Source organism: Streptomyces similanensis (genome assembly GCF_039543625.1).
Lineage (GTDB): Bacteria > Actinomycetota > Actinomycetes > Streptomycetales > Streptomycetaceae > Streptomyces > Streptomyces similanensis.
In genome coordinates, this window is sequence record NZ_BAABKC010000021.1 from 63,787 (window position 1) to 84,792 (window position 21,006).

The 21,006-nt window shown below is 73.8% G+C and carries 18 protein-coding genes; 6 read left to right on the forward strand and 12 right to left on the reverse strand.

The window, feature by feature from the left end; genetic code table 11:
* Positions 1–107: 107 nt before the first annotated feature.
* Complete coding sequence (locus ABEB07_RS08475) at positions 108–1,364, forward strand: MFS transporter (protein WP_345667684.1); 1,257 nt, start codon at positions 108–110, stop codon at positions 1,362–1,364.
* Between the two features lie 97 nt (positions 1,365–1,461).
* A complete protein-coding gene (locus ABEB07_RS08480) occupies positions 1,462–2,076 on the forward strand; it encodes a lytic transglycosylase domain-containing protein (RefSeq protein ID WP_345667685.1) in 615 nt (204 codons plus the stop codon).
* Between the two features lie 24 nt (positions 2,077–2,100).
* On the opposite strand, the gene ABEB07_RS08485 is transcribed toward ABEB07_RS08480, so the two are convergent.
* The gene (locus tag ABEB07_RS08485) at positions 2,101–4,206 is read right to left on the reverse strand and encodes a SpoIIE family protein phosphatase (RefSeq protein WP_176147017.1); all 2,106 of its coding nucleotides are present in this window, start codon (positions 4,204–4,206) and stop codon (positions 2,101–2,103) included.
* A gap of 356 nt (positions 4,207–4,562) precedes the next feature.
* Positions 4,563–5,168 carry a GNAT family N-acetyltransferase gene (locus ABEB07_RS08490; RefSeq protein WP_345667687.1) on the reverse strand — a complete coding sequence of 202 codons (606 nt, stop codon included), beginning with the start codon at positions 5,166–5,168 and terminating at the stop codon, positions 4,563–4,565.
* Between the two features lie 74 nt (positions 5,169–5,242).
* Here ABEB07_RS08490 and ABEB07_RS08495 point away from each other — a divergent pair, with 74 nt between their 5' ends.
* Complete coding sequence (locus ABEB07_RS08495; protein WP_345667688.1) at positions 5,243–5,668, forward strand: ASCH domain-containing protein; 426 nt, start codon at positions 5,243–5,245, stop codon at positions 5,666–5,668.
* A gap of 45 nt (positions 5,669–5,713) precedes the next feature.
* Here the strand turns inward: ABEB07_RS08495 and ABEB07_RS08500 are convergent, their stop codons facing one another.
* Positions 5,714–6,355, reverse strand: coding sequence for a CGNR zinc finger domain-containing protein (locus ABEB07_RS08500; protein ID WP_345667690.1), 642 nt, complete (start codon positions 6,353–6,355; stop codon positions 5,714–5,716).
* A 45-nt stretch (positions 6,356–6,400) separates the two neighbouring features.
* On the opposite strand from ABEB07_RS08500, the gene ABEB07_RS08505 reads away from it, so the two are divergent.
* A complete protein-coding gene (locus ABEB07_RS08505) occupies positions 6,401–7,372 on the forward strand; it encodes a DUF6817 domain-containing protein (protein WP_345667692.1) in 972 nt (323 codons plus the stop codon).
* A gap of 43 nt (positions 7,373–7,415) precedes the next feature.
* Here ABEB07_RS08505 and ABEB07_RS08510 read toward each other — a convergent pair whose 3' ends face one another.
* Positions 7,416–7,784 carry a hypothetical protein gene (locus tag ABEB07_RS08510; protein ID WP_345667693.1) on the reverse strand — a complete coding sequence of 123 codons (369 nt, stop codon included), beginning with the start codon at positions 7,782–7,784 and terminating at the stop codon, positions 7,416–7,418.
* Positions 7,785–7,884: 100 nt separating this feature from the next.
* On the opposite strand from ABEB07_RS08510, the gene sigJ reads away from it, so the two are divergent.
* Positions 7,885–8,805, forward strand: coding sequence for an RNA polymerase sigma factor SigJ (gene sigJ / locus ABEB07_RS08515; RefSeq protein ID WP_345667694.1), 921 nt, complete (start codon positions 7,885–7,887; stop codon positions 8,803–8,805).
* A gap of 104 nt (positions 8,806–8,909) precedes the next feature.
* On the opposite strand, the gene ABEB07_RS08520 is transcribed toward sigJ, so the two are convergent.
* Positions 8,910–9,803 (reverse strand): NADP-dependent oxidoreductase, encoded by an 894-nt coding sequence (locus tag ABEB07_RS08520; RefSeq protein WP_345667696.1) that lies wholly within the window; start codon positions 9,801–9,803, stop codon positions 8,910–8,912.
* A 70-nt stretch (positions 9,804–9,873) separates the two neighbouring features.
* Here ABEB07_RS08520 and ABEB07_RS08525 point away from each other — a divergent pair, with 70 nt between their 5' ends.
* Entirely contained in the window at positions 9,874–10,449 is a 576-nt protein-coding gene (locus ABEB07_RS08525) for a TetR/AcrR family transcriptional regulator (protein ID WP_345667697.1), read from the forward strand.
* A gap of 89 nt (positions 10,450–10,538) precedes the next feature.
* Here the strand turns inward: ABEB07_RS08525 and ABEB07_RS08530 are convergent, their stop codons facing one another.
* From ABEB07_RS08530 to ABEB07_RS08560, 7 genes are all read right to left on the reverse strand, one after another.
* The gene (locus ABEB07_RS08530) at positions 10,539–12,194 is read right to left on the reverse strand and encodes an allantoin permease (protein ID WP_345667698.1); all 1,656 of its coding nucleotides are present in this window, start codon (positions 12,192–12,194) and stop codon (positions 10,539–10,541) included.
* Between the two features lie 80 nt (positions 12,195–12,274).
* Positions 12,275–14,137 (reverse strand): asparagine synthase (glutamine-hydrolyzing), encoded by a 1,863-nt coding sequence (gene asnB / locus ABEB07_RS08535; protein WP_345667699.1) that lies wholly within the window; start codon positions 14,135–14,137, stop codon positions 12,275–12,277.
* Between the two features lie 78 nt (positions 14,138–14,215).
* Entirely contained in the window at positions 14,216–15,697 is a 1,482-nt protein-coding gene (locus ABEB07_RS08540; protein ID WP_345667700.1) for an aldehyde dehydrogenase family protein, read from the reverse strand.
* Between the two features lie 9 nt (positions 15,698–15,706).
* The gene (locus ABEB07_RS08545) at positions 15,707–16,768 is read right to left on the reverse strand and encodes a zinc-dependent alcohol dehydrogenase family protein (RefSeq protein ID WP_176147007.1); all 1,062 of its coding nucleotides are present in this window, start codon (positions 16,766–16,768) and stop codon (positions 15,707–15,709) included.
* Positions 16,769–16,828: 60 nt separating this feature from the next.
* On the reverse strand, positions 16,829–18,022 hold the full coding sequence (locus ABEB07_RS08550; protein ID WP_345667701.1) for a cytochrome P450: 1,194 nt from the start codon (positions 18,020–18,022) through the stop codon (positions 16,829–16,831).
* Between the two features lie 34 nt (positions 18,023–18,056).
* Positions 18,057–19,115 (reverse strand): class I SAM-dependent methyltransferase, encoded by a 1,059-nt coding sequence (locus ABEB07_RS08555; RefSeq protein WP_345667702.1) that lies wholly within the window; start codon positions 19,113–19,115, stop codon positions 18,057–18,059.
* 68 nt (positions 19,116–19,183) lie between these two features.
* Entirely contained in the window at positions 19,184–20,983 is a 1,800-nt protein-coding gene (locus ABEB07_RS08560) for a gamma-glutamyltransferase family protein (protein ID WP_345667703.1), read from the reverse strand.
* Positions 20,984–21,006: the final 23 nt, after the last annotated feature.

Below are 21,006 nucleotides of genomic sequence, written 5' to 3' on the forward strand. Positions count from 1 at the left end.
CGCCGTCCACGGTCACCCGCCCGCACCGCCGTACGCCCGGGTGGACCAGACAAACAGCTGCGGATTGGGTCTGATCAGCGGTCCACCGTGCCTCTACCGTCGCAGGCATGACACCTCGACCGGGACGCCTTCTGGCGCTCGCCCAGCTGGCCAACTCCATCGGCGACGGCGCCTTCTACGTGACCTCGGCGCTCTACTTCACCCGGATCGCCGGACTCGCGCCCGCACGGGTGGGGCTCGGGCTGACCCTCGCATGGGGAGCCGGCTCGCTGGTCGGGGTGCCGTGCGGACGGCTCGCGGACCGGTACGGGCCGCGCGGTACGGCGGTGCTGCTGGCGCTGGGCACCGCCGCCGCGGTCGCCGGCTTCCTCCTGGTCCGGGGATTCACGCCGTTCGTCCTCACGGCCTGCTGCTACGCCGCGGCTCAGTCGGGGCTCGCCGCGGCCCGCCAGGCGCTGCTGGGCCGCCTGGTGTCGGCCGGGGAACGGACCGGGCTGCTCGCGCGCCTCCAGTCGACGCTGAACGGCGGCCTCGCGGTGGGTGCGGCGCTCGGCGGGATCGCGCTGAGCGCCGGGACGCCGGCGGCCTACCGGGGCGCGCTGGCGCTGGACGCGCTCTGCTTCCTGGGCTGCGCAGGGCTCCTGCTGCGGCTGCCCGCCGGGCGGCCCCGTGCGTCCTCGGCCGCGGCCGGCGGCGGGCGGCGGCTCGCGGTGCTCCGCGACCGGCCCTACGCCCTGCTCGCGCTCCTCAACACCGTCCTGCTGCTGAGGCTGCCGCTGCTCAGCCTGGCGCTGCCGCTGTGGATCACCGAGCGGACCGGAGCGCCGGCCTGGCTGGCGTCCGCGCTGTTCGTCCTCAACACCTGCGCGGTGACGCTGTTCCAGGTGCGCACGGCCGGATCGGTGACCGGAGTGGACACCGCCGTCGGGGCGCTGCGCCGGTCCGGGCTCGTGACGGCCGCCTCCTGCGCGGTGTTCGCGCTGTCGGCGGGGCGGTCCGCCTGGCCCGCCGCCGTGATCCTGGTCGCCGGTGCGACGCTCCAGGTCGTGGCGGAGATGTGGCACTCGGCGGGATCGTGGCAGCTCTCCTTCGATCTGGCGCCGGCCGACCGGATGGGGGAGTACCAGGGCCTGTTCGGCACCGGCGTGACCGTCGCCCGCACCCTGGGCCCGCTGACCGTGACCTGGCTGCTGCTGGACCGGGGGACGCTCGGCTGGCTGGTGCTGGGCGCGCTGATGACGGCGGCGGCGTACGCGACGGGACCCGTCGCCCGCCGGGCCGCCCGCCGGCGCGACACCGCGGCACGGGACGCGCGGGACCGTACGGCACCCCGGACGGCGGTACCCGGGCCGGTCGGCGGTTGAGGCCGGGGCGGCGGGGGCATGCGGGTCCCAGGACGGCGGACGGTCCGCCGGGACGGTGCGGTGCGGCGCCGGCGGGCGGTGAGGAGAGGCAGACGGGATGAGCGAGCGGGGCACGGCGGCGGCGGAACGGGGCCCCGGGGCGGCGGGCACGGGCGGCCGGGACGGCGCGCGGACGCCGCCGCTGCGGCCCGGCGGCTACGACCCGGCCGACTACGCGGCCCACGTGGCGCACAGCGCCGACGCCGCCGGGGTGTCACCCGTGCTCGTGATGACCGTGCTCCACAACGAGGCGTACAAGCCGCACCATCCGCTGCTGGAACGGCTGTGGCAGTGGTGGAAGCCCGGGGCGTCCTTCGGCGTCGCCAACATGCACCGGGCGACATTCGAGCGGGTGCGGCGCGCCCACGGCCTCACGCGGCGGTGGCAGGACCTCCGCGACGATCCCGCCTTCGCGATCCACACGGCGGCCCTGCACCTGCGCGACCTCGACCGGAGCCTGCCGCGGCGGCACGTGCGCCGCTACTCCCGCGACGAACTCCTCGCCCTGGGCTACAACACCGGCGGGCGCAACATGCGCGCCTTCGCCCGCGGCGTCCCGCCGGGCCCCATGGCACGGTCGTACCTGCGCCGCTACCGCGCCTACCGCGGCCGGGCCGCCGAGGCGCTGACGGACAGCGGCGACGGCGCGCCGCGCGACACCGTCTCCGGCTGAGCGGTCCGCACCGTCCGGGAGCGGTCAGACCCGGGCCGCGCCGGGTCCGTCCGCCGCGGTCAGCGGGTGTGCGCGGGCGATGAGAAGCGCCACGTCGTCATGGCCCGCGGGGTCGCGCAGCTGCTTCAGGAGCTGGTCGCAGGTCTCCTCCACCGAGGCGTACGGCGATGACAGCAGCCGCAGCAGGTCGCCCAGGCGTTCGTCGATGGGATCGTTGCGGGTCTCGACCAGTCCGTCGGTGTACAGGACCAGCTGGTCACCGGGCCGCAGATCGACCGTGACGGCCTGGAACGGGGCGCCGCCGACCCCCAGCGGGATGCCGCTGGGCAGGTCGAGGAGCTCCGGCGCCCGGCCGGCCCGTACCAGCACCGGCGGCAGATGGCCGGCGGAGGCCGCCCGCAGCTGGGCCCGGTGGGGGTCGTAGACGGCGTACACGCAGGTGGCGATGTAGGGGTCGAGACCGTGCGTGATCTTGTCGAGGTGGGTGAGGATGCGGGCCGGGCCGAGGTCGAGGTCGGCGAGGGTGGAGGTGGCGGTGCGCAGCCGCGCCATGGTGGTGGCGGCCGGGATGCCGCTGCCCATGACGTCGCCCACCGTGAGCGCGGTGCGGTCCCCGTCCAGCGGGATGACGTCGTACCAGTCGCCGCCGACCTCGCTGAAGGCCTGGGCGGGCCGGTACCGGGCGGCGACCTCCAGACCGGGGTGACGGGGCGAGAGGCGGGGCAGCAGGCTGCGCTGGAGGGTCTCGGCGGCGCTGCGGATGTGCTGGTGCAGGACGGCGTTGTCCATGCTCAGGGCGGCGCACGAGGCCAGTTCGCAGGCGAGGGTGAGGTCGTCCTCGTCGAAGGGCTGCGGGTTGCGGGCGCGGGCCAGGCCCATCACGCCGATGACGTGGTCGCGGGCGATGAGGGGCACCGTCATGTCGGTGTGCACCCCGGCCTCGGCCAGCAGCCGGGCGGCCTCGGGGTCGGCGGCGACGCGCTCGACGTCGCCGTGCCGCAGCCGGGTGATCAGGAGGGGCCGGCGGGTGCGGATGCAGTGGGCGGCCGGGTGGTCGGCGTGGTACGCGGTGAGGTGGCCCGGCGGGACGAGCGCCCGTACGGCGTCGGAGGGGTAGGCGAACTTCACCGCCAGGGCGCGGAACAGCGCCGGCTCCTCGCCCACCTCCGTGCGGCCCGTCTCGAGGAAGGAGTCCAGGAGGTCCACCGTGACCAGGTCGGCCAGACCGGGCACCAGCACGTCGGCCAGCTCCCGCGCGGTCTGCTCCACGTCCAGGGTGGTGCCGATGCCGGCCGTGCCGGTGGCCATCAGGCGCAGGCGGTGCTGGGCCCGCTCGGCCTCCTTGGCCGCCCGGTAGCGGTCGGTGACGTCCACCACCACGTTGGCGATGCCGAGCGCGTGGCCGTGGTGGTCCTCCAGCCGGAAGAGCGACACCGCCCAGGCCCGGTCGTGCTCCGGGTCTGCGGCGGTACGGTCCACCACCTCCAGGTCCACCACCGGGTCGCCGGAGGCCAGGACCCGGCGCATCATCTCCTCCACCCCCACGAACGACGCGCCCGTAAGCACCTCGCGGAAGCTGCGGCCGAGGTGGTCGGCCTCGGCCACGCCGTGCATCGCGGCCAGGGCCGGGTTGACGGTCAGGTAGCGCAGGCGGGTGTCCAGGACGGACAGCCCGATCGGCGCCTGGGCGACCAGGCGGGTGGACAGCGCGACCTGGCGCTCCACCTCCCGCACCGTGGACCGGTCGGTGGCCAGCCCCAGGGCGTAGTGGTCGCCGAGGTTGTCCGTCAGCCGCATGTTGCGGAACTCGACCATCCGGGTGCCGCCGTCCCGGTGCCGGACGGGGAACGCCCCCGCCCACTCCCGGCCGGTCGCCATCACCTCGGCGAACAGGCCGATCGCCGCCTCCTGGTGTTCGGGGTGCAGCAGCAGCGGCGCGGCGTACTGGCCGACCGCCTCGGCGCGGGTGTAGCCGAACAGCTCCTCGGCCTGGGGGCTCCACATGTCGATCCGGCCGTCTGCCTCCAGCAGCACCGCGGCGACGCCCAGCAGGTCCAGCAGCCCGGACGGGCCCGACGCCCCGTCCTCCGGACGGTCCGCCCACTCGAAGCGCTGCTCCGCTCGGCTCATCGCACTGGCTCCTTCCGCCCGCCGACCTCACCGCGCGAGTGCCCTGATCGATTCGTCCGCCACCTGGTTCCCAGGGGTGACGGCCACCATCGCACAGCGGCGGCGCCGAGCCCGGAAACGGCGCTCGGCCGGTGGCCGGCGTACCCCTCGCGGGCCGGTGCCACCCAGGTGCCCTGCGGCCGGGTCCTTCAGCCCTCCGTGCGGCCGCCCCGTTCGGCACCCGCCGGGCCGCCGCGGCCGAGTCCGCCGGTGTTCCGCCCGAGGGCCCCACCACCGCCCCGCCCCGAACGCCCTCGACTCCAGCACCCCCGACCGTCACACGTCATATGACACCGTCACATGTCACATGTCACGCGTCACACGTGTTCGGACCGGTCGGCATGGGCGTCGTCGCGCTCCCGTACGTGCAGGTGGCCGGCGCCGGGGTGGGCCGGCGGGGCCGGGGGCAGCGGCGTGGCCAGGGCGTACCGGCACTTCCGCGCGACGCGGCACGACGCCGTGTTGTCCACCCGGTGCACGAGTTCGAGGCGGGTCAGTTCGGCGCCGCGGGCGGCGGGCAGGGCGGTGAAGGCCCAGTCCGTCAGGGCCCGCAGGGCCCGGGGCGCCACGGCCCGGCCGCGCGCGTGCGCCACGGTCCAGTAGCCGACCTCGGCGGACGGGACGCCCGGTACGACGCCCTTGAGGACCACATGGCCCGCCAGCCCGCCCCCGGCGTCCGCCGACCCGGACTCGACGACGGCGAACGCGTAGCGCTCACCCGTCTCCCATCCCTGTAGCTGCTCCCGGACCCACCGCGCCGCGCCCGCCTCGTCGTCCACGGCCGCGCTCGTCCAACGGCGCAGGGCGTCGTCCCGGAACACCTCGACCAGCTCGCCGACGTCCCGCGGACCCCAGGGCCGCAGGACGAGAGCGGGAGCCGTCCTGGTGGCCTCCGCCGCCAGCCGTACCGCGTTGTTCTCCATCGGCCGAGGATACGCGCGGCCGGGTCCGCCGGCCGCCCCTTGATCGACGCCACCGGTCTTCGTACGCTCGCCCGATGGGACACGACGACGATCTGCCGACGCTCGAACTCGCCTTTCCCGGACCGGAACGCGACCGGGGGGTCGCGGCGATCCTGAGCGGTGAGAAGACCGCGCTCACGGGTCTGCTGGAGATCTACGAGCACGCGGGGGAGGAGGTGCCCGCGGCCGGCCGGCGGTTCTCGGTGCTCGACTCCGACGGGCGCGCGGCCGTCACGATCGAACTGGTCGAGGTACGGGTCGTTCCGATGAAGGAGATCGACGACGACTTCGCCCGCGCCGAGGGACGGGGCTACTCGGGCGTCGACCAATGGCGGGCGGCGCACGAGGAGTTCTTCCGCGGCGAGGGTGTGAGCGAGTTCCTGGGACACACTGCGGTCGTCGGCGACGACACCCTGGTCGTCGCCCAACGCTTCCGGGTGGTCGGGCCCGACGCCCTCTGACGTCCCCAACTCCCGCCGGAGCGGGGGGAGCAGGGCGACGACGGCTCAGTCCGGACCGGCCGCCCGCCCCGGACCGCCGCCGCCGGGGTCCGGGTCCGCTGCCCGTCTGCGGCGGTAGGCGGCGGCGCGGTCCTTGCCGCCGCAGGCCGTGCTGGAGCACCAACGGCGCCGTCCGGGACGGCTGGTGTCGACGAACAGCAGAGCGCACGCGTCACCGGCGCACTCCCGGACGCGGCCGGCGCCGGCGCCGGTGACCAGGTCGACGGCATCGCGCGCCACCGTGCTGAGCGCCGCCTCCTGCCCGCCGACCGAGGGCAGCGTCAGTCTGCCGACGCCCGCGCGCAGCTCCGGGACCAGGGGCGGGGCCGCGGCGGCGGCGTTGACCAGGGCTTCGTCCGATCCGGCCGGCACCCGCCCGGCGGCCAGCGCCCGCGCGATCCGGTGGACGCCCTCCCGGAGCGTGCGGGCCGCGTCGAGTCCGGCCGGGGTGATCGCCGGCGGCACGTCGAGCAGACCTGCCTCCCGGTACCAGCGGGCCAGGTCCGCCGGCTCCCGCAGCCGCTCGTGGTTGCCCCGCCAGCGCTCGCCCACCGTGGCGACGAAGTTCAGACACAGCCGGCCGGAACGGAAGTTGAATCTCAGTTCCTCGGCGGGGACGGCGTCGAAAGGGGTTGCTCCGGCCTTCACGTCACGACTATAACTCGTGACGTGACGACGAGCCGGAACGCATCCGTGTCCCCCTGGACCCACGTCGAGGACTTCCTGCGCGAGCGCGGCGCCGACCGCGTGCCCCACCCCGGCGGCACCCTGCTGGCCCATCTGACGCGCGTCGCCCGGCTGTTGGCCGAGTGGGGCGCCGATCCCGACGTCCAGGCCGCCGGACTGTGCCACGCCGCCTACGGGACCGACGGGTTCGACGCGTCCCTGCTCGCCCTCACCGAGCGCGCGACGCTGGCCGGCCTCGTCGGCGACCGGGCCGAGGCGCTCGTCCGCCTCTACGCGGGCTGCGACCGGGCCGCCGTGTATCCGCTGCTCGGCCGGGAGCGGCCGGTGGTGTTCCGCGACCGCTTCACCGGCGGCGAGCACACCCCCTCCGACGCCGACCTGCGCGCCTTCGTGGAGATCACCGCCGCCAACGAACTGGACGTGCTCGCGCACCACGCGGACCTGGCCGCCCGGCACGGCGCCGACCTGTACGCACTCTTCGCCCGCTCGCGCGACCTGCTCTCCGCCGGCGCGTGGGCCGCCTGCGTCCGGCAGCTCGGCCCGCACGCCCGGCCGCGGACCTCGACGGCGCCGCGCGTCACCGGCGTCGACCATCTGGTGCTCACCGTCGCGGACATCGAGCGGACCGTCGACTTCTACCGGCGTGTCCTCGGTATGGAACCGGTGACGTTCGGCGAGGGCCGCCGCGCCCTGGCGTTCGGCGCCAGCAAGATCAACCTGCACCGGGCCGGCGGCGAACTCCTGCCGCACGCCGCTCGCCCCACCCCCGGCAGTGCCGACCTGTGCCTGGTCACCGACACACCGCAGGCCCAGGTTCTGGAACACCTGGCAGCCTGCGGCATCACCCCCGAGGAGGGCCCGGTACGCCGCACCGGCGCCCGCGGCCCCTTCCTCAGCACGTATCTGCGCGACCCCGACGGCAACCTCGTCGAGATCAGCACCTACCCCGACGCCCTCCACGACCCCGCGGACGGGTGAGGACCGGCCCGGCCCGCTACGCGCGCCGGGCCGCCGCCGGCCGTCACCGCCGGACCAGGGCCAGCAGGCTCAGGCCGAACATCAGGACGCCCAGGGGGAGATGGACCGACGGGACGTGGGCGATGCCCAGGACGACCTGCACCGAGGCGAGGACGAGGAAGCCCGACGCGTGCCAGATGGGGCGGGTCGGGCCGCCGCCCGGCTTCCACGCCAGCACCGCCGCGAGGACGTAGAGCATCGCCGCCCCGTACATCACCCGGGCGCCGACGCTGTGCAGCGTCTCTCCGTAGTGCGCGGTCAGCAGCAGTCCGGCGGAGACCGCCTGGAGGAAGATGGTCAGGGTCTGCAGGGCGATCGCGATCCGCAGGAACGAGGAGGCGCGCCGCTCGTTCGCCGTCACCTGAGTGGCCATGTCACAGTCCCCTTTTCCGCCCTCGGGCAGTGTCGATAAGGTCTCACCAGCCCGACGACGCAGGGCGGCGAAAGGTAAGGCGAGGGGGGCGTCCGCGAGCATGGCGAGGGTCGGGACCGGTACGGAGGAGACAGCCGGCGAGCGGCGTCAACTGATCAACGTGGCTTACCGGTTGCTCGGATCGGTCACCGAGGCCGAGGACGCCGTGCAGGACGCCTACGCGCGCTGGTACGGGCTGTCGCGCAGCCGGCGGGAGGAGATCCTGTCCCCGGGCGCCTGGCTGACGACGGTGACCGGCCGCATCTGCCTGGACCTGCTCGGCTCGGCGCGGGCCCGCCGTGAACGCTACATCGGCGCGTGGCTGCCCGAGCCGCTGCCCGACCGCGCCGAGTGGGACCGCGCGGGCGGGGCGGGTTCCGCCGGCCCCGCGGACCCCGCCGACCAGATCGTGCTGGACGAGTCGGTGGCGATGGCCTTCCTCGTCGTCCTGGAGTCGATGACGCCCGCCGAGCGGGTGGCGTTCGTCCTGCACGATGTCTTCCGCTACCCGTTCGCCGAGATCGCCGGCGTCCTCGGCCGGACCCCCGCGGCCTGCAAGCAACTGGCGTCCTCGGCCCGGCGACGGGTCGGCGACGCGCGCGTCCCGGCTCCGGCGGCGACCGGCGGCGACGTGGTGAGACGCGTCAAGGAGGCATGGGAGACCAAGGACATCACGGCCCTCGTCGGCCTCCTCGACCCGGCCGCCGTGATGACCGCCGACGGCGGCGGCATGGTCGGAACCGTCCTGCGCCCGGTCGCGGGCGGCGCGCGCATCGCCGCGTACATGGTCGCCATCGCCGACCGGGCGCCGGGGCTCGAACTCCTGGCGCGGTCCGTCAACGGCGCCCCGGGCCTGGTGGCCCGACGCGCCGGCGCCGTCGTCACCGTGGCCTCGCTCGACGTCTCCGCCGACGGCCTCGTCACCCGCGTCTGGGTGACCCGCAACCCGGAGAAGCTGCGGCCGTGGACGCGTGAAGGCTAGGGCCTCTCGGACCGGACGCTGCCGCGCCGGGCGGAGGCGGCCCCGGCCGAACGACCGTCCCCGTCCCGCGGCGAGCGGCCGGCGTCCCGCCGGCTCGGTCCGGCTCAGATGATCAGGACCCGGCGCCCCCGGGTGTGACCGGTGTGGCTGTCGGCGTGTGCCGCCGCCGCCTCGGCGAGCGGGTACGACTTCTCGACGGGGATGTGGAGTCTGCCCCGGGAGATGAGGTCGACGGCCTCGGCGAGCGCGTCCGGCACGCTCCCGGCCACCCCGGAGAACCGGACGCCCAGCCCCGGCGCACCGAGGTCGGCGATGGAGACGACCCTGCCCGGGTCCCCGGTCAGCTCGACGAGTTCGCGGATCACACCCGAGCCCGCCAGGTCGAGGGCCGCGTCGACCCGGCCCAGGCGCCGCACCCGTTCGACCCAGCCCTCGCCGTAGGTGGTGGCGAGGGCGCCCAGGCCGCGCAGGTAGTCCTGGTTCGCGGCCCCGGCCGTGCCGATCACGGTGATGCCGCGCTCGCGGGCGATCTGGAGCACGGCCGATCCGACGCCGCCGGACGCGCCGCTGACCAGCAGCGTCTGCCCGGGTCGCACGCCGACCTCGCGCAGGACGCGCAGCGCGGTCTCCACCACCGACGGGTACCCGGCCGCCTCGGCGAAGCCGAGGCCCTCGGGCATCCGGGCCCAGGCCGACAGCACGGCGAACTCGGCATACGTGTCGACGCCTTCGCCGAACACGCGGTCGCCTATCTCGACCCCTTCGACGCCCTCGCCGACCTCGTCCACCACCCCGGCGGCGTCCAGTCCGACTCCGGCGGGCAGCTCGACCGGATGGGCGCCCAGGACCTGGCCCTCCCGGATCCTCCAGTCGACGGGGTTGACGCCCGCCGCTCGTACGGCGACGCGGATACGGCCGGGGCCCGCGTGAGGCTCCTCGGCTTCGACCAGGCGCAGGACTTCGGGACCGCCGAACTCGGCGAAGCGGATCATCTTCATGCCGGGGACGATAGACCTAACCGTTAGTGTTTAACAACCGTCAGGGTTTCCTACCTGATAGTGTCATGGCATGACCGCACCGCCCGGACGCCGCGAACGCAAGAAGGCCGCGACCCGCCAGAAGATCGCCGACACCGCGCTGCGGCTCTTCCTGGAGCGCGGGTACGACGCCGTGGGCATCCGTGACGTGGCGGCCGAGGCCGACGTGGCCGTCACCACGGTCTTCTCCCACTTCGCCTCGAAAGAGGCCCTGGTGTTCGAGCGCGACCAGGACTTCGAGCAGCGCCTCGTCCGGGCGGTCGCCGACCGGCCTTCCGACGAGCCGCTCGTCCCGGCGCTGCGCCGCGAGGTCCAGGCCCTGGTGCGGCACTGCACGGCGGAGGGCAGCGCTCCCGTCCGGCGCCTGATCGAGGGATCACCGGCGCTGCGGGAGTACGAGGAGTCGATGAGCCTGCGTCACGCGCAGGCCCTGGCCGCGGCCCTGGCCGCCGACCCCCGGCTGTCCCGGAGCGCGACGGCCTGCCGGGCGACCGCGCGATTCGTCATCGACGCCTACGCGCTGGCCTGCCGGGCGGACGACCCCGGGGCCACCACGGACGAGGTCTTCGGGATGATCGAGGCGGCCTGGGACTCCACCGCGCCCTGAGCCGGACGGCCTCCGCGGCCGGCTGGTCGGTGACCAGGCCGGCCGGAGACCGGGCCTCCGCCCGCGGAGGCCACGCGTCCGGGCGCGGGTCAGGCGGCCGGCGGCCGGGCGGGGAGGATGTGGTCGCCGATCCTGTCGGTGCTCAGGCACAGGGAGCAGACGACGGCGTCGTGCGTCCGGCAGGCCGTCAGATCCGGGCGTTCGTAGGGCTGGTGGCAGACGTGGCAGTCGAGGACGACCGCGCTCGGGTTGCCGTCCGCGTCCAGCAGCGGCTCGGCGATGCCGTCGTCGGCGCGCCGCAGGTAGTACCTGCCCCTGGTGGCGATCGCCGTCAGCGGGGTCAGCGCGAAGGCGAGGACGGCGGCGACGACGGGGGAGTACGGCTGGAGGGTGTCGCCGAGGGCGTGGAAGTACGCGGCGATCGACAGGCCCGAGGCGGCGACGAAGGCCACCACCCCGACCGGGTTGACCGCGTACAGCATGCCCCGGCGGAACTCCGGCTGGAGCGGCGAGAGCTTCAGCAGGAACTTGTTGACGCCGATGTCGGTGGCGACGGTGACCACCCAGGCGATCGCGCAGTTGGAGTAGAAGCCGAGGATGTCGTTGAGGAAGCCGAACATGTCGGCCTCCATCAGCGCGAGCGCGAAACCGAGGTTGACCAGCACGAAGACCATACGGCCGGGGTAGTGCCCGGTGATCCGGGTGAAGGAGTTCGTCCAGGCGAGCGAGCCGGAGTAGGCGTTCGTCACGTTGATCTTGATCTGGCTGATGACCACCAGGACCACGGCCAGCGGGATCACCAGCCAGGACGGCATCATCGCGTCGAACGCGCCGCGGAACTGCTGGATGGGCTCGGTCGCCGCGGCCGGCCCGACCTCGGTCAGGATGTGGACGGCGAGGAAGACGCCGATGGCCTGCTTCAGCGCGCCGAGCACCACCCAGCCGGGGCCGGCCATCAGCACCGCGGCCCACCAGGTGCGCCTGTTCGCCTCGGTCCTGGGCGGCATGAAACGCAGGTAGTCGATCTGCTCCCCGATCTGCGCGATCAGCGACAGGCACACACCCGCGCCGAGGAGCACGGAGGCGGTGTCGACGCCGCCGTCGCCGTCGGTGCCCGCGTAGCCGAGGAAACGGTCGACCGTGCCCGGGTCCTGGGCGATCAGGTACACCAGCGGCGCGATCATCAGCACCAGCCAGACGGGCGTGGTCCACACCTGGAGCCTGCTGAGCGCCTTCATGCCGTAGACCACCAGCGGGATCACCATGAAGGTGGAGACCAAGTAGCCGATCCACAACGGCAGATGCAGCCCGAGCTTCAGGCCCTGCGCCATGATCGAGCCTTCGAGGGCGAAGAAGATGAAGGTGAAGCTGGCGAAGATGACGCTGGTGAGCACCGAACCGTAGTAGCCGAAGCCGGAGCCCCGGGTGATCAGGTCCAGATCGAGGTTGTAGCGGGCGCCGTAGTACGCCAGCGGCACACCGGTGACGAAGATGACCACCGCGGCCACCGCGATCGCCACCAGCGCGTTGCCGGTGCCGTGCGTCAGGCCGATGCCCGCGCCGATGGAGAAGTCGGCCAGGTAGGCGATCCCGCCCAGGGCGGTGGTGGCCACGACCATGGGGGTCCAGCGGCGGTAACTCCGCGGTGCGAAACGGAGGGTGTAGTCCTCCAGTGTCTCCTTGACTGCCTGGTCGGCGGCGGTCCCTGCCGTGCCTGTCGTCGACGCTCGTGACGTGGTGTCCATGAGCGGTCACGGTAGGAACCGCCTGTTTCCCGGACCGGACCGCCGCGGTGACCGGCGCGTTTCCGTACCCTCACCGCACGTCACCGCTCCAGGGTCACCCCGTAGGCGTCGAGCCAGGTGTTGAGCCGGGCCGGAGTCTCGTGGTGCAGCCCCCGCACCAGCATCGACGAGGCCCCGTCGACCGGCGCGTCCAGGTGGCGCCGGACGGCGTCCAGGTCGAGCAGGGGCAGCACCGGCGAGGCCGGCTCCGCGACGATCTTCCCCAACTCCTGCCGGATCGCCCGGTCGTAGCCGGCGTCCTGGGTGGAGGGGTAGGGCGCCTTGCGGCGCCGCACGACGGACTCGGGCAGCAGCTCCGCGACCGCGCCGCGCAGCAGACTCTTCTCCCGGCCGTCGTACGTCTTCATCGACCAGGGCACGTTGAAGACGTACTCGACCAGCCGGTGGTCGCAGAAGGGCACCCGCACCTCCACCCCGGCTGCCATGCTCAGCCGGTCCTTGCGGTCCAGCAGCATCGGCATGAACCGCGTGATGTTCAGATGGCTCGCGCACCGCATCCGCCGCTCCCCGGTGCTCTCCCCGGCCAGCCGCGGCACCTCCGCCAGCGCCGTCCGGTACTGGTCGGCGACGTACTCGGGCAGGCGCAGCTCCGCCGTCAGGTCCGGGTCCAGGAAGGCCGTGGACAGCTCGGTCACCGGCCGCTCGCCGAGCGCGTGCCACGGGAACGTGTCGGCCTCCACGGCCCGCCGGTCGTGGAACCACAGGTATCCGCCGAAGACCTCGTCCGCCGACTCGCCGGAGAGGGCCACGGTGGACTCGGCCCGCAGCGCCCGGAACAGCAGATACAGCGACGGCCCCAAGTCCCCCTCGCCGTACGGGAGATCCCAGGCCCGCATGACCGCCGACCGCACACCCGGCGAGGCCAGCTCCGCGTTGTCCAGCAGGATGACCCGGTGGTCGGTGCCGACGTGCCGCACCAGCTCCGCCGCGAACGGCGCGTCCGGGGCCTCCCGCAGGGGTTCCGGCGCGAAGTTCTCCACCTGTCCCACGAAGTCCACGGAGAAACTGCGGATCTTGCCGCCCCCGCGGGAGTCGAGCCCGCGCTGCGCCAGGGCGGTCAGCGCACTGGAGTCCAGCCCGCCGGAGAGCAGGCTGCACAGCGGGACGTCGGCGACCATCTGCCGGGCGACGATGTCCTCCAGCAGCGCGCGCACCGTGCCGACCGTCGCCGGCAGGTCGTCGGTGTGCGGCCGGGCCTCCAGCGCCCAGTACCGCTGTTCGGACCGGTGGCCGTCGCGCACCCTGAGGACATGGCCGGGTCGGACCTCGTGGAGATCCTTCATCGGGGTCTGTCCGGGCACCCGGACGAACGACAGCACGTCCCGCAGCCCGTCGAGGGTGAGCACCGCCCGGCTGTCCGGGTGGGCGAGGATCGCCTTCGGCTCGGAGCCGAACAGGACGCCGTCACGGGTGGGGTAGTAGAACAGCGGCTTGACGCCCAACCGGTCGCGGTACAGCAGCAGTTCCTCGTTGCGGGCGTCCCAGAGCGCGAAGGCGAACATCCCGTTCAGCCGCTCGACGAAGTCCGCGCCCCACTCCAGGTAGGCGCGCAGCACGACCTCGGTGTCGCTCCGGGTGCGGAAGCGGTGCCCGGTGGCGGCGAGTTCGGCGCGCAGCTCGGTGAAGTTGTACACCTCGCCGCTGTAGCTGACCGCCGCCAGCGGTGTTCCGTCGGGCAGCGTCTCCGGCGTCACCATGGGCTGCTTGCCGCCTTCGAGGTCGATGACCGACAGGCGCCGGTGCCCCAGGGCGACGCGCGGGCGTATCCACACGCCCTCCTCGTCCGGGCCGCGCAGCGCCATCGTGTCCACCATCGCCTGGACGGTCCGCTGTTCGGAGCTGAGATCGCGGGCGAAGTCCACCCAGCCGACGATTCCGCACATGGCACACCCTTATCTGCCGGGAACAAACGATTGCCGGGACGACCGCCGGCCACGACCGGCGCGGACCACCGCTGAGGATCACGGGGCCAGTGACGTCCACACGGTCTTCGGTTCGAGGTAGGCGTCGAGGCCGGCGCGCCCCATCTCCCGTCCGACGCCGGACGCCTTGAGCCCGCCGAACGGGGCGGCCGGATCGCCGGGCGCCCAGGTGTTGAGGTAGACCGACCCCGCCTTCAGCCGGGCGGCGACGGCGTGCGCGGCGCCCAGGGAGCGGGTCCAGACCCCGGCGGCGAGGCCGTACTCCGTGTCGTTGGCCAGCCGGACCGCCTCGTCCACCGTGTCGAACGGCGCCGCCACGAGCACCGGCCCGAAGATCTCCCTGCGGCAGATCCGCATGTCCGCGGTGACGTCCGTGAACAGCGCCGGACGCACGAAGTACCCGCCCTCCGGTTCGGCCGGCGGCACCTCCCCGGCGCGCAGCGTGGCGCCCTCGGCGATGCCGTCCAGGAGGTGGCCGCGCACCCGGCGGTACTGTTCGGCCGACACCAGCGGTCCGTACTCGGTCGCCGGGTCGAGCGCGGGGCCGACGCGCGCCGTGCGCGCCCGCTCCCGTACGCCCTCGACCACCTGGTCGAACACGTCCCGGTGCGCGTACAGCCGGGAGGCGGCGTTGCAGGCCTGGCCGGTGTTGAAGAAGATCCCCTCGGCGGCGCCGGCGATCGCGGCGTCGAGGTCGGCGTCGGGCAGGACGATGTTGGGGCTCTTGCCGCCCAGCTCCAGCGTCACCCGCTGGAACCGGGCGCCGGCCTTGGCGCCGATCTCCCGTCCGACGGCGGTGGAGCCGGTGAACGCGATCTTGTCGATGCCGGGGTGGTCGACCAGCGCGGCGCCGGTCCGGCCGTCCCCGGTGAGCACGTTGACCGTCCCGTCGGGGAAGCCGGCCTCCATGATCAGCTCGGCCAGCCGCAGCGTGCTCAGCGGTGTCTGCTGGGCGGGTTTGAGCACCACGGTGCAGCCGGCGGCGAGCGCCGTGCCGAGCTTCCAGGACGCCATCAGCAGCGGGAAGTTCCACGGGACGATCTGCGCGCACACCCCCACCGGTTCCTTGCGGGTGTGGCAGAGCGTGTCCGGCACCGCGACCGGGATCGTCTCGCCCTCGATCTTCGTGGGCCAGCCGCCGAAGTAGCGGAACTGGGCCGCGGCGGCCGGGACGTCCAGGGTGCGGGTCCTGCTGATCGGCTTGCCCGCGTCGAGGGATTCGAGTTCGGCCAGTTCCCCGGCGTGCTCCTCGACCAGGTCCGCGAGGCGGGTCAGGAGCCGGCCGCGCTCGGCCGCGGGAAGCCTGCCCCACGCCCCGTCGAGCGCGGCCCGCGCGGCCGCGACGGCGGCCTCGACGTCCTCGGGGCCCGCGTGGGCGACCTCCGCGAGGGCCTCGCCGGTGGACGGGTCGACGGTGGTGAAGGTCCGGCCCGCGGCGGCGGCCGTGAACCGGCCGCCGATCAGCAGCGGTCGGGGACGGGAGAGGAAGGCGTGGGCAGCCACGGCCCGGGAGGTGCGCACGGGTGCCCCCTACGCTCGGAAGCGGTCGATGACGGTGAGCCCGCTGGTGGCGAAGTCGTCCATCGTGGCGAGGACGTCCCCGGCCCGGTCCAGCGACACGGTGCGGCGCACGAGGCTCTGCGGCGCGAGCCGGCCGGACTCGATCAGCGAGAGCAGCCGGGGGTAGCCGGTGTGCGGGTTGCCGTGCGAGCCCACCACGGTCAGCTCGCCGAGGGTGATCAGGTCGATCGGCAGCGCGATCTCCCCGGCGTCCTCGGCGCCGGTCAGCCCCACCTGGACGTGCCGGCCGCGTTTGCGCAGCGAACGCACCGAGTTGACCACCGTGGCGCGCACGCCCAGGGCGTCGATCGAGACATGGGCGCCGCCGCCGGTCATCTCCCGGACGAGCGCGGGCACGTCCTGTCCGGCGCCGGCGTCCACCGTGTGGACGGCGCCCTGCTGCTCGGCGAGGACGAGCTTGGCCGGGTCGATGTCCACCGCGACGACGGACGCTCCGGCGGCCGCGGCGATCTGCACGCACGACAGCCCGACGCCGCCCGCGCCGTGCACGGCCACCCATTCGCCCGGCCGCACCCGGCCCCGGCCGTCCACCGCGTGGAACGCGGTCATGTACCGGCAGCCGATCGCGCTGGCCGTGAGCGCGGTGACGCCGTCCGGGATCCGTACGCAGTTGAAGTCGGCGTGCGGGATGCGCACGTACTCGGCGTAGCCGCCGTCGCGCCAGAAGCCGAGCACCTCCATCGCGTCGCACAGGTTGGCCTGCCCCGCACGGCACCGCTCGCACAGCCCGCAGGCCAGGTGGAACGGCACCGTGACCCGGTCGCCGACGTGTACGGCGCGCACGTCGGGGCCGGTGGCCACCACCTCCCCGGCGATCTCGTGCCCCGGTGTGCGGGGCAGGTCGATCCGGCCGCCCAGCCAGCCCCAGTCGCCCCGCCAGCCGTGCCAGTCGCTGCGGCAGATGCCGGTGGCGAGCAGGGCCACGACGACGCCGTCCGGTTCGGGGGCGGGGTCGGGCACCTCGCCCACCCGCAGCGGTTCGCCGTACCCGACGATCTGTGCCGCTCGCACCTCGATCAGCCCTTCCTCGTACGCCGTGGTGGACAGGTGTCCCGGTTGCTCACGAGGTGCTCACGAGACGCGGACGGGAAGGCGGTCCAGACTCCGGGTGACGTGGTTCGGCGACCGGACGGGCTCGCCGGCGAGTTCCAGGGTGACGGCCCGCTCGGCGAGGGCGCCGAACAGGGCGTGTGCCTCCATCGAGGCCAGGGTGCGCCCGGGGCAGGTGTGCACACCCACCCCGAACCCGAGGGTGTCCACCGGGTTGCGGCGCACGTCGAACCGGTCGGGGTCGGGGTAGTTGCGCTCGTCGCGGTTGGCCGAGCCGTAGGAGAGCAGCACCCGCGCGCCCCGCGGGATCGCCACGCCGTCGATCTCGACGTCGTGCGTGGTGACGCGGGAGAAGGCCTGGAGCGGCGTCTCCAGCCGCACACCCTCCAGGAACGCGCCGGGAACGAGCTGCGGATCCTGCCGTACGGCCCGCCACTGGTCCGGGTGGAGCGCCAGCAGCCACAGTGTGCCGGCCACCCCGGCGATCGTGGTGTCGAGGCCGGCGCAGGCGTAGGCGCTCATCGCCATCAGCGCCTCGTTGCCGGTGATCTCCCCGCGGTCGGCCGCCTCCCACACGATCTGGCCGAAGCTGCCCGGCAGCAGCCGGTCGGGCGTCGCCTCCGTCACCAGATATTGCATCAGGGCCTGCACGTCCGGGAACGTCGACTCCTGCCGTTCCCCGGGCGGGCCCATGAAGTTGAACGCGCCGAGCGCCCACCGGAGGATGTCCGCGCGGTGCTCGTCGCGCGGGAAGCCGATGAGGTCCATGACGATCTCCACCGGCAGCTTGCACGCGAAGTCGGCGACCCCGTCGAACTCGCCGCGCCGTACCAGGTCGTCGACCAGCTCGCCGGCCAGCCGCTCGATGTCACCGGCGACCTTGCGCACGTACTTGGGGCGCAGCGCGTCGTCGAAGACCTTGCGCAGGGTGCGCTGCCGGGGCGGGTCGACCGACAGGACGGAGTCCGCGGAGAGTTCGTTGGCGGTCGGGTTCATGGCGATGCCCTGCGCGGAGCTGAAGGTCTCCCAGTCGACGAGGGCGGCGCGCACCTGCTCGTAGCGGAACAGGCCGTACAGGTCGTACTCGTCCAGGTGGACGACCGGCCCCAGGTCCCGCAGCCGCGCGTAGTGCGGGAACGGGTCCAGGAGCGCGTCGGTGGCGAAGAGTTCCAGGTCGGTCCGGGGGGCGGCGGTCGGCGTCCTTGCTGCGGTCACGCTCTCGTTCCTCTCTGCTCTCGTCCGTGGCGGTTCAGCTCGGCCGCGCCGCCAGGTCGTAGAAGCACATGCGCGGACCCGCGCCGGGCCGGTGGTACAGCCGGCGGCACTGGAGTGTGGACTTCTCGAACACCGGCAGCCACGAGGTGCGCTCGCGCGGGAGGCCCTGGCCGGTCAGGACGTGGATCAGGAAGAAGTCGTCGTCGTTCTCCCGGCCGTCGTGGCGGATCTCCGGCTCGCCGACCAGCAGGATCTTCTGCTGCGGGAACTTCGCCGCGATCTCGTCCAGCAGGTCCACGACGGCCTGTTCGCCCTTGCGGAAGTGTTCGTGCAGCGCGCTCATGATGCACAGTCCGTCGGCCTCGGCGCACACCTCGGGCCAGGTGTCGGGCGCGAAGGCGTCCGCGACGACGAACTCGACCCGGTCGGACACGCCGTACTGACGCGCGAGGTCGTTGGCGACCGCGATGGCGTCCGCGTCGATGTCGAGCCCGATGCCGGTCAGGGACGGATCGCGCAGACAGGCGTCCACGATCAACTGGCCGCCGCCGCAGCCTATGTCGAGCATCCGGCGCACCCCGCGTCCGCGCATCGCCTCCAGCACCACCGGGGTGTGGAAGGCGGAGAACAAGGTGGCGCAGTGGGCGCCGAGTTGGGCGCCGTCGCGGGTCACGTCGGTGCCGTAGACGGCCTTGCCGGAGAGCAGGTCGCCGGTCCGGCTGGTGACCTCGCCGTACGCGCCCAGGTACACGCCCAGGCGGGCCAGCGAGACGTCGGTGGTCAGGAAGTCGCCCAGCCGGGTGAGGAAGTACTCGTCGGCGCGGGTCTCCAGGACGCCGCGGTCGACCAGGTAGCGCAGGAACCCCTTGCCGATGTCGGGGTCGAGGCCGGCCAGCAGCCCGTCCTCGGGGCGCCGCGGGCCGTTGCGCAGCCGTTCCAGCAGCGGGGTGTCGGCGATCGCCCGCACCGCGTGGCACATGTGCATGGCGCTGATCATCTCGGGCAGGCCGGACAGCAGGAAGGCCTGCCAGTCCCGGCGCTGCCTCTCGTCCTGAAGCTCGATGACCTCCGGGCCGGTGGTGCTGAGCGTCATGTTCTCTTCCCTTCCGAAGTCGTCTCCGAAGGCGTCTTCGCAGTCGTCCGCGAAGCCGTCGCCCGGTCCTACTCGCACACGGCGTACGCGTGCCGGCCGCGCGGTCCGGCCGCGGCCCGTACGAAGCCGTCCTCGCCGGTCAGTCCGGCGGCGCAGACCCGGCCCAGCGAGTACGCCGGGACGAGCTCCACCTCGTGGCCGCGCCGTTCCAGCTCCTCGACCACCTCCTGGGCGCAGGTCTCCTCGGCGACCAGCACGCCGGGCCGGTGCGCGTGCGGGGTGAAGGAGGCGGGCACCTGGTCGGTGTGGAAGGCGGTCGTCTCGGTCGCGCTCTGCAGGTCGAGCCCGAAGTCGGCGACGTTGAGGAAGAACTGGAGCGTCCACTGGTCCTGCCGGTCGCCGCCCGGCGTCCCGAACGCGACGAACGGACGCCCGTCGCGCAGCACCACGGTGGGGCTGAGGGTGGTGCGCGGACGCTTGCCGGGCGCCAGCGAGTTGGGGTGCCCGTCGACCAGGTACATGGACTGGCCGCGGGTGCCGAGCGGGAAGCCGAGGCCGGGAACGGCGGGCGAACTCTTCAGCCAGCCGCCGCTGGGGGTGGCGGCCACCATGTTGCCGTGCCGGTCGACGGCGGTGACCGTGCAGGTGTCGCCCTTGGCGGTGGTGGCCCGCAGGACCGTCGGCAGCCCGTTGCGCAGCTGGGACATCAAGTCGGTGTCCGGTTCCGCGGCGTCGGGGGCGGTCAGGGCGGGGATGAACGAGGTGCGGCCGCCGGGCTCGCCCGGCCGCAGGGTCGGCTCGGCGCGCTCGCCGACCAGCGCGCGCCGCCGCCGGGTGTACTCCTCGTCCAGCAGGCCGGCCAACGGCACGTCGCTGAACGCCGGATCGCCGTACCACGCCTCGCGGTCGGCCATGGCGAGCTTGGTGCACTCCACCACGGTGTGCAGGCAGTCGGCGCTGCCCTGCCCCATCGCCGCCAGGTCGAAGCCTTCGAGCAGGGCGAGTTGCTGGAGGAAGACCGGGCCCTGCGACCACGGCCCCGGTTTGTACACCTGGTAGCCGCGGTAGCCGTGGCTCGGCGCGGTCTCCACCGTCGCCTCCCAGCCGGCCAGGTCGTCCCCGGTGAGCAGCCCCCGGTGCCGCCGGCCGGTGGCGTCGAGCATGGGTCCCGAGGCGAGGAAGTCGGTGATCTCCTCGGCGACGAAGCCCTGGTAGAAGGCGTCGTGCGCGGCCTGTATCTGGGCCTCGCGGTCGCCGGCGGCGGCCTCCGCCTCCTTGATCAGCCGCTGGTAGGTGGCGGCCAGCGCCGGGTTGCGGAACCGGCTGCCCGCCGCCGGGACGCGGCCGCCGGGCAGATACGTCTGCCCGGAGCCGTGCCACTCCTCGCGGAACAGCGGGGCGAGCACCTCGATGGCGAGCGCGGTCTCCGGGAGCAGCGGGAAGCCGCCCTCGGCGTAGCCGATCGCCGGCGCCAGGACGTCGGCCAGGCGCATCGTCCCGAACTCGGCGAGCAGCCGCATCCAGCCGCCGAACGCACCGGGGACGCAGGCCGGCAGCAGTCCCGACCCCGGGATGGCGTCGAGCCCGAGGCCGGTGAAGGTGTCGATGTCCGCGGCGCGCGGCATCGGACCCTGCCCGCAGACGGCCTGCACGTCGTCGCGGCCGGCCCGGTGCGCGACGATGGACACGTCACCGCCGGGGCCGTTGAAGTGGGGCTCGATCACCTGGAGGACGAAACCCGCGGCGACCGCGGCGTCGAACGCGTTGCCGCCGTTGGCCAGGATTCTCATCCCCGCGGCCGAGGCGAGCCAGTGCGTGCTGGCCACGGCGCCGACGGTCCCGGTCAGCTCGGGCTTGGACGGAAGCATGCCGCTCCTCCATGGTCGGGGGT

Coding starts and splice junctions, on each gene's coding strand:
- ABEB07_RS08520 (WP_345667696.1), bottom strand. CDS start 9,803: ATGAAGATGATCCGCTTCGCCGAGTTCGGCGGTCCCGAAGTCCTGCGC.
- asnB (WP_345667699.1), bottom strand. CDS start 14,137: ATGTGCGGAATCGTCGGCTGGGTGGACTTCGCCCGCGATCTCAGCTCC.
- ABEB07_RS08490 (WP_345667687.1), bottom strand. CDS start 5,168: ATGGAGAACAACGCGGTACGGCTGGCGGCGGAGGCCACCAGGACGGCT.
- sigJ (WP_345667694.1), top strand. CDS start 7,885: ATGGCGAGGGTCGGGACCGGTACGGAGGAGACAGCCGGCGAGCGGCGT.
- ABEB07_RS08475 (WP_345667684.1), top strand. CDS start 108: ATGACACCTCGACCGGGACGCCTTCTGGCGCTCGCCCAGCTGGCCAAC.
- ABEB07_RS08495 (WP_345667688.1), top strand. CDS start 5,243: ATGGGACACGACGACGATCTGCCGACGCTCGAACTCGCCTTTCCCGGA.
- ABEB07_RS08555 (WP_345667702.1), bottom strand. CDS start 19,115: ATGACGCTCAGCACCACCGGCCCGGAGGTCATCGAGCTTCAGGACGAG.
- ABEB07_RS08525 (WP_345667697.1), top strand. CDS start 9,874: ATGACCGCACCGCCCGGACGCCGCGAACGCAAGAAGGCCGCGACCCGC.
- ABEB07_RS08530 (WP_345667698.1), bottom strand. CDS start 12,194: ATGGACACCACGTCACGAGCGTCGACGACAGGCACGGCAGGGACCGCC.
- ABEB07_RS08510 (WP_345667693.1), bottom strand. CDS start 7,784: ATGGCCACTCAGGTGACGGCGAACGAGCGGCGCGCCTCCTCGTTCCTG.
- ABEB07_RS08560 (WP_345667703.1), bottom strand. CDS start 20,983: ATGCTTCCGTCCAAGCCCGAGCTGACCGGGACCGTCGGCGCCGTGGCC.
- ABEB07_RS08480 (WP_345667685.1), top strand. CDS start 1,462: ATGAGCGAGCGGGGCACGGCGGCGGCGGAACGGGGCCCCGGGGCGGCG.
- ABEB07_RS08485 (WP_176147017.1), bottom strand. CDS start 4,206: ATGAGCCGAGCGGAGCAGCGCTTCGAGTGGGCGGACCGTCCGGAGGAC.